The following is a 12,708-nucleotide window of genomic DNA, read 5'->3' as shown; positions in this document are numbered from 1 at the left end:
CCTCTCCCCTCCCACGATCCGACCCGGGCTACAACTCTAGAGCCGACGCAGTGTCAGCACACAGGGCCGCCGGAGGTACGTCGCGCCGTCGTCGTCAGTCCGGGGCGATCACTGCTCCATCTTGACGGCGGTGGTGTCCGCGCCGTGCTGTTCAGCGTGCGCCGTGGCGGAAGGCCCTTGGTCTTCGACGACTTCCACGACCTCGCCGACCAGGACTTCCCCGTCCACCACCCGGTGCGACGGTTCCGCCAACGGCAGGCTGGCGAGGTGCTTCTTGAGCCTCTTGGCCATCGGAAGGTAGGTCGCGAAAGTGAGTCCGCCGGAGACAGCGGCCCCTACGAGGGGTATGGCCTTCGAGACGGTCTTCGCGAACGACTGCTTCGTCATCTGCACGCCGAGGTATGCCGCGACCTTTTTCACTATCGGGTAGACGACACCCTGGGTCAGCGCCTTCTGGGGCAGCTTCTTGGCGACCTCCTTCGACATCATCCCGGCGACCTTCCCCACGGCCGCGTTCGCCGACTGGGTGCCGAACATCACGCCGAAGAACAGCGTGAGCACTCCCATGGTCGCGTCGTCGAGGTCGTCGCCGTCCTCGGAGAACAGATCGGGCCAGCTGTAGAGGTACGCGAGTTTCTGCGCGATGCGCACCATGTGGCCGAAGTACTGGGCCACGTCCGCAGGCACAGTGGCGGGAAGCGCGAAGACGCCGGGTATGCCGGCGGCGGCGGAGAGGGCGCTGACCTTGGCTGTTTCGTAGCGGATGGAGTCGTTGGCCACCTTGTCGAGAATCTCGACGCTGATGCCCGCCGCAGCGGGGGTCTCTTCTATCGCTCTTCGGATGTCCTCCTCGGAGCAATGGCGAGCCAACGCACTGCGGAGGTACGCCTCCCTATGGATACGCACGCCCGGGAGCTTCGCTGCCGCCAGCAGCACCGCGGAGAAGCGCGAATCGGGGTTCTCGACCTCTTTACCCTGTTTCATGGCAGGAACCTACAGTAGCTCCGCGCCCCAAAGGCCTTACTTGTCAGCTCTGTTGGGACCTCGTTATGCGAGTGAGGGTGGCGTGTGGGACGGGTCCCGTCACGATGTCGACTTCACCCGGAAAACGCCCTCCGCCGAGACTCGTGCTCGGCGAGTAGGGCGCGAGGACTGCTGAAGGTGCCACAGCGACGGACACGCGCAGGACCCTCGACGATCACATGCCCACCGAAAGGCCCTGACCGCGTGCCTCTTTTACAGAGGCCGCGAACGGCACGTTCAGCACGGTCGGGTGAACGATGCCACGGGCGCGGCAGCCGCCCTCACCGAAGGCGCCGTCGTAGTCGGCACACATGATGATCAACCATGAACATGCATGCCACTACGTCTGCTTGGCATGCGAGACGAAGATCGTCCAGGCATCCCGCTGGATGACCACGGTTCGCCGATCGGGTGCTTGGGTCGGTCAGGGCTTGTACTCGGGGTGGGGAACGGCGGCGGCCCACAGCAGATCCCGCAGGCGCACGCACTCGGCCACGGTGTCCGGTTCCTGGACGATCTCCGACCCGAGCACTCTGCCGTCTGAGTCGAAGTGCCCCACCGCGAGGAGGCGGTTGTCGTACAGCCACCAGTCGTTTCCACCCACGGGAAGGGTGACGTGCTCAGGCAGGCGGTGTCGGGGCAGCCAGCGGATCTCCTCGCCGGCCTCCTCGTTGAGGACGGTGGTGGCGTGCTCCCCTCGGATGTAGGGGGTGTGGGGCTCGGTCACCACGCGGACGCGTCGGACCGTCTTCCCTGCGCCGATGACGCGCCTGATGAGCTGCGTCCACGGTTCCATGTAGGAGTAGTCGACGCTCTCGCCGCGGAGCCAGCTCGTGAAGGGACTGGCCTCGTCGGGGACGGAGTAGTCGTCCCTCAGCTCCAGATGGAATGCGTCCTGCGCGAAGCTCTCAAAGAGCTGGTTGCGCTCGGCGCTGGAGATCAGCTCCACGCGGTTCCTCCAGTAGGGCGGTGCTCGCGGGCTTGGGGACCTCGACCGCGGTCTCGTAGTCCGGAATCTCCATCTGCGCCAGGGTCTCGGGGACGGTGACCTCCCGGTCCTGGACGACGAACGTACCGCCCGGCGTGAGGATCATGATCAGGTCCTCGATAAGGCTGCCTCCCCGGTCGGCAGGCCGTCCTTCGCGAGGTGCTCGAACAGCTCTGAGGGAACCGCCAGCGCTGTTTCCCTCTCCGGGATCTCAAGCTGCGTTGACAGGTCATTGACTGGACTTGGGAGACGGCCCTGGCGCCGACGCGAAAGGGTCTGGTTACCCGCTTGAGCGACATACAGGGCCCTCGGCCAGCACGCGGATGTCGAGGGCCCTGCGTATGTCAGTGTGCAGCGAACTCTACGAACGTGGTCCACGCCGTGGGGTCTACGGCGAGTGCGGCGCGGGTTGTGTCCTTTGAGTCTCGGACGTGGACCGTGCCTATCCCAGCCGCAACCTCAACGCACTGGCCTCCGTCACCAGCGCTGTGACTGCTCTTGAACCACCCCAGGCCATCGGAGGCAGACCTGCCTTTTTCCCCACTCATCTCTCTCCCAGCAGCTTCTCGATCAACGCCAGTGATTCTGTCGGAGTGTGGGCCTGCGCGCGAAGAATCCCGTACGTACGCTCAAGCGCTCGCACCTTGACACGCTCCGTGTGGACACGGCTGTCGCCTTGTACCTCCGTGTACGCGATCCTGCGCCCATCCTTGGTCTCCATCAGGGTGAACGCGCCAGCGAGTCCCGCATGTTCCTGACGGGACAAAGGCATCACCTGAATCACAACGTTGCGCTTCTCGGCGATCAACATGAGGTGCTCCAACTGGCCTCGCCAGACAGCCTTTCCGCCGAGCGGCCGAAGCAAGACAGCCTCTTCGATCACGAAGCTCAGATGCGGCGCCGGGTGCCGGGTGAAGATCTCCTGCCGTGCCAGTCGTGCGGCGACCCGCTGCTCGATGAGCGCTTCATCGAGCAGCGGCTGCCACATGGCGAACACCGCTCGCGCGTAGTTCGCAGTCTGCAACAGGCCGTTGACCAACTGAGTGTCATACACATGAAACTCAATCGCCTCGGCCTCCAACTTGGCTGCATCCCGAAAGAACGCCGGATACTGAGCCCGAGCCACTTCCTCCTTGCCAGCGCTCAACACCCCACCTGCCTCGAGCACTTCATCCACCTTGTCGATGAACTTCGGCGGCGGAATACGTCTCCCCTGCTCGAACGACGCGATGGTCGAGGACGAGTACCCGGTCAGCGACCCGAGTCCCGCCCGGTCCATCCCCACTCGCTCCCTGAACAGTTTCAGCTGCCGCCCGAACATGCACAACATGCCCGCGCCGAACTCGTACTCCGACTGCTGAACCCCGTCGTCCACGCCGCAGCTCCTCCCGTACGGCCATCACAGTCAGCGGACCCCGTCCGGCCAACGCACGGCCCGGATACCGGTCACGCCCGACACCACCTACAAGCGCACCGCCCACGTGTACAGCCCGCACCCGTCAACGCGTCGCTCCTGGTCAACGCTACGGACAGTCCGCGACCGTTGACCGCATGAAGTCAGCAACTCCCCCGAACGGGCATATGCCGCAGCACCTCACTCCCGAACACGAGTTCACCATGCGCTTCACCTCAACCCCGCGCGGCGCCCGCCTCGCCCGCCGACTCGTCTCCCACCGCCTGAACGACTGGGGCCACCCCTACACCACCCCGGTCAACGAGACGCTCACCCTCATCACGGCCGAACTGACTGCCAACGCCGTACGGCACGGGCATGTCCCCGGCCGGGACTTCCATATCCAACTCACGCTGGCTGAGGGCAGCTTCCGCATCGAGGTGACAGACACCCGCGCCGAGAAACAGCCCTCACCCACTACCTCGATTCCCGACTCCTTGTCCGAGTCGGGCCGCGGCCTCCACCTCGTCGCCGCCCTCGCGGATGACTGGGGTGTCACCTCTCGCCCGGCCACCCCTGGTAAGACCATCTGGGCCGAGCTGCGTGTACCGACCGGAGGCCACCCGGTCATTCACCCGGTGGCCCCCCGTCCTGCAGACTCGGCATCGGCGTACGAGCACAACACCGATTCGGTTACGGCTACTTCTTCACTGCGACGCGGCGGCCACGAGTTGCGGCCTGGGGGCGCCAGTTACGGAGGTCGTCGTCGGTGAGTCCGTGCTCGCCCTGCTTCTGCTGGCGGTATCCGGCGAAGAAGTCCGCCGGGGAGCCGCTGTAGAGCATGTCGAACTCGTTGTGCCACTGGGATAGCCACGGCTGGAGTTCCAGCAGGCCGGCGAGGAACGGCGTGATCTCCTCGGTCGACAGAGCGGTGTTGGTGAAGTACGTGGCGAGCGCCTGCGCCTGCTCCCGGTGGTCCCAGCCAGCCCAACCGTACAGCTCGGGGGTGGCGGCGTTGGTCTGCCCGTAGGAGACGAACCGCTCCTTGGGCACGTCGAGCTTGCCGCGCGCCTTCCAGAAGGAGGCGCGGAGGAAGTCGGCCGAGGTGTACTTCGGCGGCACGGGGATGGAGTCCCGGATCTTCCGCTTGGCGGGCTCGTCGAGTGCCGCGTCCTCCTTGCGTTGGAGGTCCCATACCTCTTCCCAGTCGCCGCGCTTCTTGAGGCCGGAGGGCTTGTAGCGCAGGGCGGGGAGGAACGGCACGTGCTCGTCGGTGATCAGCTCAGTGATGACCTTCGCGAGCTCCTTACGGGGCGCGTAGAGTTTGGCGACGGAGACGAAGTCCTCGTCTCGGGAGAGGACGTCGGCGAGGCGTGCCAGGGTGAGGATGGTGGGCTGACCGTTCTCGTCGAACCAGAGGTCGCGGTTCTCCATGCGGTCAAGCAACCAGGAGCGGAGGGCCTTCTCCTGGAGGGCATCCCATCCCTCAGTGGACCAGCGACGCTTGTACTCGGGACGCTCGACCATGCCGATGGCACGGTTCGACTCGATAGCGTCGATGCGCTTCTGGACGATCTCGCGGTAGGGGGCGGGCCATCGGGCGGGGATCTCGGTGATGGGGGTGGAGTTGTGCCGCTTGAACCACTCGCCGCTGGCCTCGCCAGCGGCTACTCGGCGCGCGAGGAGAATCTCGAAGGCCCGCTCACCGAGGGCGAGTTCGTGGATGTTGCGGTCTTCGGGATTTTCGGAGACACGGAGATCTTCAGAGTGGAGGTTGTAAAGAGAGTAGACCTGCCAGTCCAATTCTTCTTGGAGAGCAATCATGCGGGCGCGAGTGGAGTGCCAAGTAGCACGGGCTTCGCGGAGAATGATGGCGGTGGGCGTCTCTTTGGCAGCCACAGCTGCGGGGCTCGCAGAGGCACTTTGCTGGGCGAGGGCATCTAGGGAAGCGGCGACGTCGGTTGGGTAGGTGGCGGGGAGAGGGAAGTCGTCTAGGTTGGACCCAGTGAACTCGTAGCGTTCCTCCCAGGCTTCGCTCTGAATCCCACGTCCCAGTCCGCTGCCGCCCTTACCTTGGCTTACCTGCTTGAGCCAAAACCCAGCCGTGGAGCTGCAGAGCAGCCCGAGCAACCGCAAGTGGTCCTCCTCGCTAGTCCCTTCTGGCAGCGTGACCACCGGCGCCGAACGGTTGAACACCTTCCCGCCCCGGTCCAGCACGAAGTGGTTGTGGGTTGCCACGAAGGCGAATGGCATGGAGAACCGTGCTCTGAACCGCTTCGGAAAGAACATGCTGTGGTCGAACCAACGCAGCCCACGCTGCTCGGGCGTATGCCCGAAGTCAACTCTCCGCCGCAACACAGTCCTGTTAGGCCAGAGGAACGACGCTTCACGTAGACCAAGCTCACGAGGGTCACCCTGACTGTCATAGGGCATATAGGCTGTGTCCGGCGCCTCAACAGAGTAGTCGCGGACCCCATCGCCCAGAACGGCTGGGGCGCAATGGTCAGCGATGCCACGGGTCGTGGCAGCCGACTCGGAAAGGAAATAAGCGGGGTCCAGGCCAGTGTGTGTCGTTCTGCCGATCACATCGATGGCGCTGGCGAGAGTTCGAATGCCCGACGACTCGAGCTGCTCGACCATTTCGAGGCCGCCGTCGGCAAGAATCCATGGCTGCTTACCGAAGTACTTCTTGCGGTCCAGGTCGTCCACGGACACCCACTGGCCAACTGAGCCCGGCTTGTCGATCTGTTCAACAATCGCCCGCCAAACCAGACCTTCCTCCCCGCTCTCCGGCGTGGCAGGCTCTCCCTGCACGCTACGAACGGTCCGGATCACTGCCGATCGCGCGTCCCCGCCCCTCTGCTTGCCAACCAGGATGACCGTCGGCGTCCCGTGTCCCGGAATGTGCGCACCCGATGTGTCAATGACTTCGGTCAGTTCAACCGCGTGCCCGAAGTAGCCCTCGATGAGCTTGGCCCCAAACTCACGCTTCATGAAGGAGTTAGCGGTGATCTGTCCAACCAGGCCAAAGCCTCGTCCTTCAATATCCCCACGCTTGGCGAGTTCGAAGAACCGCTGGGCAAACGGAACCGAGAGCGCGTAGGCGCCCGCACACGCCGGATAAAGATCCCGGTAAAGCTCGTTGAGCTTGCTGTCCTTTACCGTGATGTACGGTGGGTTCCCCACGACCACGTGATACCGTCCCGACCTCAGGATATTCGGGTAATCCTGCACGTCCTCTGTGGCGTACTTGAACTCCGCCAACTCATCCACGAAGTCCTCGTCCGCCTCGCCGAACAGGTTGCCCTGCTGGGAGCGACGGGACTTGATCAGTGAGTCCCCAACCGCCAGAGATACCTGCCAATCGTACTTCGCCGCCTTCCCCAACGTCCGCACACCACCCGCCGCCATCGCCGCAATCAGCAGCCGGAACCGCGCAACAGCCACCGCGAACGGGTTGACATCGACACCGTGCACCGACCTCAGTGCGGCCGCAACCCGCTCATGAACATCCTTCCCCGGCTGCCCCTCCCCCCACAACCGCACCAACCGCCGAAACGCCCCCAACACAAAGTGCCCCGACCCACACGTAGGGTCGATCATCTTCAGTTCCTCGTACCCGAACTCCCGCACCGCAGGATTCATCGTCCGGTCGAGGATGAACTCCTCCACGAACTCCGGTGTCTGGAGCAGCGCATATGTCTTCCGCGCAGCCTCACTCAGGTCCTGGTACAGGTCCCCCAGGAACCGGGTGTCCCACCCCTCCGTGCCGTCCTCGTTCAGCGGGTCGGTGAAGTCGTGGACGAGGACACCCCCCTCATCCCTCCCCCGCCAGAACTCAACCAACTCCCGCGCACCATCATGCGACAGCGGAACCTGGTACAGCGGGTTGTGCCGCTTGTCGAAAAGCAGCCGACCAGCCTGCCCCTGCCCCAGCTCCTCAAAAGCCTTCTCCAGCCACCCCCGGTACGTCGGGTCCTCGTCCGCCTCCACATACGCGTCGTACCGAGACTCCGCCAGCTCCCGCCGATCCCCGTCCGGCCCCGTCAGATATGGCTCGGGAATCAGCCGGTTGTCCTCGCAGAACCGGACGAACACGGTCCCCAGCACCCACGCCACCGCGACCTGCGTGACCCGGTCGTCCAGCCACGAGGTCCACGTCGCCGCCGTACGCCCCAGCTTGCGCGCCTGGTCGTACTCGGCCCTCAGGCGCGCACCAACGTCCCCCAGCGCCTTCACCTGTCGCCCGAGGTCGGTCTCGACCGCCTTGACCTGCTGCTTCAGATCGTTCAACAGAGCCTTGCGGTCGATCACTTCGCGTCTCCCTCGACACCACTGGCACTTGCCACAACGTCACCGGACCCCCGATGGGCGTTGCCCACCCACGTGTCCGGAAGCTGAATCCACTCCCCCAGGCCGGCCTGGTACGGCACGGCCACCTGCCCGAGCCTCGGCTCGCGCGAGGGGTCGCTCTGCGGGACCAGGAGCCACAGCCCCCGCCCGCCCCGCCGGGCCGCCGATGCCAGCCGGTCCAGGACGCCCATCGCGTCGTACCGCGCGAACACCCCGGCCTCCGTCAGCAGCACAGGACCGGCCCCGGCCCCGCCACGGTCACCCAGCAGCTCCGCGACCCGGGGCTCCACCGCGCCCCACGCCGTCCGCACGTACTCCGCGAACCGCACCGCGCCCTTCGAGCCGGGCTCGGCCGCGTCCGCCTTGAGCAGGGTCTCCCAGGTCGGCTTGGTCCCCGGCGTGACCTGAGCGTGCAGAGCCTCCAGGAACAGTTCCGTCACCGACAGCGCGTCCGCGCCCAGCCGCTCGGTCCCCAGCTCCCGTACCGCGTCCCGCACCAACTGCTGCCGTACGGTCAGCACCCGGTAACCGTCCCGCCAAGCCGACGCCAGCAGCCGTTCCTCCGCACTCACCGCGCCCGCGAGCTGTGGGTCGTCGGCGTACCGCGTCACCGCGCCCGTACGCGTCGACTGCCGCCACGCGCCCGTCGTGAGGTAGCTGGACGTGTCGTCCACCCGTGTCGGCAGGTACCGCAGCACACCCTCGCGCTCGTGCATGCTGAGCGACAGGTCGAATCCCGCGTCGCGCAGGGCCTTGGTGAGCGGACCACCAGTCGGCAGCTCATGCGAGGCACCACCTCGCCCATCGACCACGACCAGCTCAGGAAAGCGAGCACGGACCCGCTCGTGCACGGCTTCGCCGGTCAAGCCTGGCTGCTGTCCTTCCGGCATACCCTGAGTCCGGCGGACCAGCCCCGCCTGCGTCAGCCGCAACGCCCGGACCAACGACAAGTCACGCGGGTAGATCTCCAGACGCGGAGTCGCCGCGGCGTTCACCGACGCCGCAGCCGCCAGCTCAACCATCCGGCGCTCGTCCCACTCCACCGCCCCTGGGGGCACCGTCAGCGCGCCCAGTTCGGCCAGCACAGTCGCCGCCGTCGGCAGGGTGTCCAGCCTGGCGAGTCGGTCAGCCGTCTTGCCGAGACGAGTCGCGTACTCCAGCAGGCCCGGCGCGGTCGGGGTGTCCGGGCCGTCGGTCTCCCGGACATCGAGCGCGAGCAGGCCCGCTCCCAGGGACTCGTCCGTGGCCTTGCGGTTGGGCTGGTGCTGGAACTCCGCCTCCTGCGGGACCAGTTGCTCGACCTCCACCACGGCCCGTACGGCCGCAAGCGCCATCGCCCGCCGCTGCTCACGCCCCGCGAGATGCGTACCGCGACGGACCGCCAGGGCGTCGGCGATCTCCACCGCCGAGGCGACCCGGCCCATGCTCACCAGCAGGCCGACGATCTCCTCGCGCAGCGCCTGGACGGCGGGCTCCGCCTTCCAGCGCTTGCGCTCCTCCTTGAGCATCTGCGGGATACGGCCGTGGCTCAGCCCGAGCCCGTCGGCGACGTCCTTCTGCTTCGGCCAGACGCCGATGTCCGGCAGGCCGCCGTGCTCGTCGGGCAGGCGCAGCAGCAGCCGCACCATCTCCGCCTTGTTGCGGTTGGAGCCGTTGTTGTTGACGGCGGGCACGAAGACGGTGGCGAGGGTGTCGAGGCTGACCGAGCGCAGTGTGCGGGCAGGCAGCGTGCCCGCCGACTCGCCCGTCGCGAGGTGGCCCACCAGGGCTGACTCGGCAGCGGTGAGCTGGTCCAGCTCCTCCTTGGCCTCCGCCCGCCCCTTCGCCGTCAGCGGGGACACCGGCGCCTCGCGCAGCAACTCGCCCCATTCGCGCTGCCGCTGCTGGACCTCGTTGCGGGTCTTGGCACCCAGTCCAGGTGCGTTGACGAGCTTGCGGCGGCTGTAGTCCAGCAGTTCGCCGACCGTCGTGATGCCCAGGCCGTACAGGAACGACTGGGCGGCCGGCGTAAGACCGGAGACGGTCAGCGGAGTATCCCGCGTGACCTCGGCGGCCAGCCGGTTCCGCTGCTGCTCGGCGCTCTCCGGCTCGGCGTCCGCGATCGCCGCGGCGGCGGTGCCCTCGGCGGGCAGCGCCTCCCCCGTCGTCGTGGCCGCCGGGGCCGACGCGCGGGTGCGGTGGCTGGACGGGACCGTCTGGGACGCGTCGAGGAATACCTTGCGCCAGGCGTCCCGCATCGGCTTCAGCTCGGGGTACCGCTTCCCGGCGTCGCGGTGCAGAGCCTTCTGGAAGAAGGAGACCAGTCCGTCCCGTACGGCCGGGTCGAAGGCCTCGGCCGCGATGGTCGGGTACGGCCACTCCTTCGCGTCGGTCATGCGGGGCAGGACGCTGCCGTCGCCCCACTTGGGCAGCTCGCCGGAGGCCATCTGGTGCAGGGTGACGGCGACGGCGTACCGCTCGGCGTGCGAGTCGTACGAGCCGCGGGTGATGACGTCGACGAAGGGGTCGAGGTAGCCGTCGGTGCCGGCGTCGGTGCTCTTCGCGGGGTAGCCGGCGAGGGAGAAGTCGATGAGGACGAGTTCGCGGGTGCGGTTGGGGCGGACGCGGATGGCGATGTTGTCCGGCTTGATGTCGCGGTGCCAGACGCCCTCGCCCTCCAGGAAGTCGACGGCGCCGAAGAGGTAGTCGCCGTACGCCTCCAGCTGGTCGACCTGGAGACGGCCGTTCTCACGGAGCTGGCGGGCGACGGTCTCCTCGCGGCGGCGCGGGCGACCGCCGGCCGCCTCGGTGCCCAGACCGCCCTCGTCGCGCTCGTCGCCGACGTACTCCAGCACCAGGACCGTACGGCCGCCCATGTGCAGCGGCTCGGGTTCGACGAGGCGGATGATGCCGGAGTGGGGGCGCAGGCGGCCCATCGCCTCGGCCTCGCGGGCCAGGATCTCGCCCCGATTGTTGGAGAGGGCGACCTTCAGGACGGCCAGCGAGCGGGTCCTGTGGGCCTCCGCCTGGAGGTCGCGGACGAGGAAGGCGCGGCTGGTGGAGCCGGTGCCGAGGCGGCGGCGGATCTCCCAGCGGCCGGCGAGCACGTCACCGGCGACGGCCTCCAGCGGATCCTTGTCGGCGGGCGGCTCGTCCTCCTCGCCGGGCGTTTCCGTGCCGGTGGCCGACTGGGCCGGGGCGGTCAGGGAGTCCTCGACGACCTCCAGCAGCTCCAGGAACTCGGCCACACTGGAGAGACGCTGGCCGGGCCGGTAGGCGGTCGCGGCCTGCACCAGCTCGTCGACGTCCTCGGACAGGCCGTCCACCAGGGAGCTGGGGCGCAGCCCCTCGCCCGCCTCCAGGCGCGCCAGCAGCTCGGCCTGGCTGGCGGCCGGGGCCTTGCCGGTGACCAGCAGGTAGGTGAGGACGCCGAGGCCGTACACGTCGAGGTAGACCGGGTCGGGGTTGAGGGCGGTCAGCTCGGGGGCGAGGTAGGCGTCGGCGTCGTCGGCCAGGTGCGTCACGGACAGGGCGGTCGGCGCGAAGCGGGTCATGCCCTGACCCTGGCCCTGGGAGGAGTCGCCGCTGCGCTGGGTGGCGATCTGCCAGTCGGAGATCTGCAGCTGCGGGGTGAGCCAGGCGGCCTCCTCCCCCACGGCCCGGCCCTTGCCGCCGCGCGGCCGGGGGACGACGAGGACGGAGCGGGCGGCGAGCGCCCGGTGGTGGATGCGGCTGGAGTGCGCGGAGCGCATGGTCTCGGCGAGCTGGCGGACCAGCGCCATCCGGCCGAGGATGTCCAGCTTCTCGCCGTACTGGACCAGGTACTCGTCCAGTTTGAGGGTGGCCGGGTGGTAGTCGAAGATCAGGGCGGGGCCGGCGGCGTGGCCGGAGGGGAAGTACTGCTTGAGTTCGACCGCGCCCGGGTGCTTGAAGCGGCCGAGCACCGCGGCCTCACGGCGGGCGGCGTTCTCGACGGACTGGCGCAGGGAGGCGTCGGAGCCGCGTTCGCTGAGGTAGATGCGGACGCGGGCGGCCTCGGGCAGGTCGCTGTGGCGGGCGAGGTAGTCCGCCCAGGTGGGGCCGGAGTCGAAGGACTTCCGCTCCAGCTCGTACGGGCCGACCTTGTACTGGGCGTCGCTCTTGCGGATGCCGATGTTCTTGAGGGCCGCCTCGATCTCGCGCGACGCGATCGCGGTGATACGGCGTCGCTCGTCGTTCGGGGGCTGCTTGAGCATCTCGACCAGCTGGTGGACGGTGTAGACGCCGTTCTGGTCGTGGGCGGGCAGTCGTACCCGGAGACCGTTGTCCGTGAAGCAGACGGCCTCGGCGACCCAGACCCGCTTGTGGCCGGGCAGCGCGAGCAGGCCGGCGAGTTCCTTGGCCTTGCGGTTGACCAGGTGCAGCGGGTTGCCGTGCGTACGGCGACGGCCACCGGGCATGGTCTGCACCCAGGTGCCGTTCTCGGCGGTCACCGAGCCGTGCCAGTCCTTCAGCTCGATCATGCAGGCGCCGCCGGGGGCGACGACCAGCAGGTCGACCTCGCGGACGTGGCCGGTGTTCGCGGTGAAGGTGAAGTTCGACCAGGCGCGCCAGGGGTCGGAGTCCGGCAGCTTCTCCCGGATCGCCTCCAGGCCGCGGCGTTCATGATCGAACTCGGACTCGGTGACCGTGACCCACCGGCCTTCCCGCATGCCTGTTCCCCGCTTCTCGTGTCTCGCAAGGGCCGCCGTTTCCGTGATCAGACCCTCGACACCGATCCTAGTGGCTGTATGTGACATAAAAAGAGACGGTGTAGGACGGAACCAGGGAGCATTCCCGGTTTATCGCCTGAATCCGGCGGCCTGTCATGCGCAGACCACCCATACTCTGCAGCCTCGACTGCCCCTTCGGGCGAAAACGCGCGAACTCCACCGCGTCCAAAATCGATCTCCGTCAACCGGTGTGTGCACTAACGTGGTTACCCGCTGCGCAC

9 protein-coding genes are annotated in these 12,708 nt (G+C 67.4%); 1 reads left to right on the top strand and 8 read right to left on the bottom strand.

All coding sequences use genetic code 11. From position 1 onward, the window contains the following. Window positions 1-108: 108 nt before the first annotated feature. From ACZ619_RS41200 to ACZ619_RS41175, 6 genes are all read right to left on the bottom strand, one after another. Window positions 109-984: a hypothetical protein gene (locus ACZ619_RS41200; RefSeq protein ID WP_469610702.1), complete on the bottom strand. Its 876-nt coding sequence runs from the start codon at window positions 982-984 to the stop codon at window positions 109-111. A gap of 214 nt (window positions 985-1,198) precedes the next feature. Continuing rightward, a complete protein-coding gene (locus ACZ619_RS41195) occupies window positions 1,199-1,336 on the bottom strand; it encodes a hypothetical protein (RefSeq protein ID WP_469610700.1) in 138 nt (45 codons plus the stop codon). A gap of 111 nt (window positions 1,337-1,447) precedes the next feature. Further along, entirely contained in the window at window positions 1,448-1,972 is a 525-nt protein-coding gene (locus tag ACZ619_RS41190; RefSeq protein WP_469610699.1) for a DUF6879 family protein, read from the bottom strand. Further along, complete coding sequence (locus tag ACZ619_RS41185; protein WP_469610697.1) at window positions 1,932-2,117, bottom strand: hypothetical protein; 186 nt, start codon at window positions 2,115-2,117, stop codon at window positions 1,932-1,934. The genes ACZ619_RS41190 and ACZ619_RS41185 overlap by 41 nt, the downstream gene beginning before the upstream one ends. Before the next feature lie 238 nt (window positions 2,118-2,355). Beyond that, window positions 2,356-2,559, bottom strand: a complete 204-nt coding sequence (locus ACZ619_RS41180) for a DUF397 domain-containing protein (protein WP_469610695.1) — start codon at window positions 2,557-2,559, stop codon at window positions 2,356-2,358. Further along, the gene (locus ACZ619_RS41175) at window positions 2,556-3,386 is read right to left on the bottom strand and encodes a helix-turn-helix domain-containing protein (RefSeq protein ID WP_469610693.1); all 831 of its coding nucleotides are present in this window, start codon (window positions 3,384-3,386) and stop codon (window positions 2,556-2,558) included. The genes ACZ619_RS41180 and ACZ619_RS41175 overlap by 4 nt, the downstream gene beginning before the upstream one ends. A gap of 176 nt (window positions 3,387-3,562) precedes the next feature. Between ACZ619_RS41175 and ACZ619_RS41170 the strand changes: the two genes are divergently transcribed. Further along, the gene (locus ACZ619_RS41170; RefSeq protein WP_469610691.1) at window positions 3,563-4,177 is read left to right on the top strand and encodes an ATP-binding protein; all 615 of its coding nucleotides are present in this window, start codon (window positions 3,563-3,565) and stop codon (window positions 4,175-4,177) included. On the opposite strand, the gene pglX is transcribed toward ACZ619_RS41170, so the two are convergent. Both pglX and pglW read right to left on the bottom strand, forming a co-directional pair. Next, window positions 4,104-7,718 carry a BREX-2 system adenine-specific DNA-methyltransferase PglX gene (gene pglX, locus ACZ619_RS41165; RefSeq protein WP_469610689.1) on the bottom strand — a complete coding sequence of 1,205 codons (3,615 nt, stop codon included), beginning with the start codon at window positions 7,716-7,718 and terminating at the stop codon, window positions 4,104-4,106. The two genes, ACZ619_RS41170 and pglX, sit on opposite strands and share 74 nt — an antisense overlap. Further along, complete coding sequence (gene pglW / locus ACZ619_RS41160; protein WP_469610687.1) at window positions 7,715-12,427, bottom strand: BREX system serine/threonine kinase PglW; 4,713 nt, start codon at window positions 12,425-12,427, stop codon at window positions 7,715-7,717. Before pglW ends, pglX begins: the two co-directional genes overlap by 4 nt. Window positions 12,428-12,708: the final 281 nt, after the last annotated feature.

It is taken from the genome of Streptomyces sp. NPDC104367 (genome assembly GCF_055583825.1).
The sequence above is the reverse complement of the archived record's forward strand: the minus strand, read 5'-3'. Positions and strand labels throughout refer to the sequence as shown.

Excerpts from the sequence above, each read along its gene's own strand:
- ACZ619_RS41200 (WP_469610702.1), bottom strand. The coding sequence starts at position 984 with ATGAAACAGGGTAAAGAGGTCGAGAACCCCGATTCGCGCTTCTCCGCG.
- ACZ619_RS41170 (WP_469610691.1), top strand. The coding sequence starts at position 3,563 with ATGAAGTCAGCAACTCCCCCGAACGGGCATATGCCGCAGCACCTCACT.
- pglW (WP_469610687.1), bottom strand. The coding sequence starts at position 12,427 with ATGCGGGAAGGCCGGTGGGTCACGGTCACCGAGTCCGAGTTCGATCAT.
- ACZ619_RS41185 (WP_469610697.1), bottom strand. The coding sequence starts at position 2,117 with ATGATCCTCACGCCGGGCGGTACGTTCGTCGTCCAGGACCGGGAGGTC.
- ACZ619_RS41180 (WP_469610695.1), bottom strand. The coding sequence starts at position 2,559 with ATGAGTGGGGAAAAAGGCAGGTCTGCCTCCGATGGCCTGGGGTGGTTC.
- ACZ619_RS41195 (WP_469610700.1), bottom strand. The coding sequence starts at position 1,336 with ATGTGTGCCGACTACGACGGCGCCTTCGGTGAGGGCGGCTGCCGCGCC.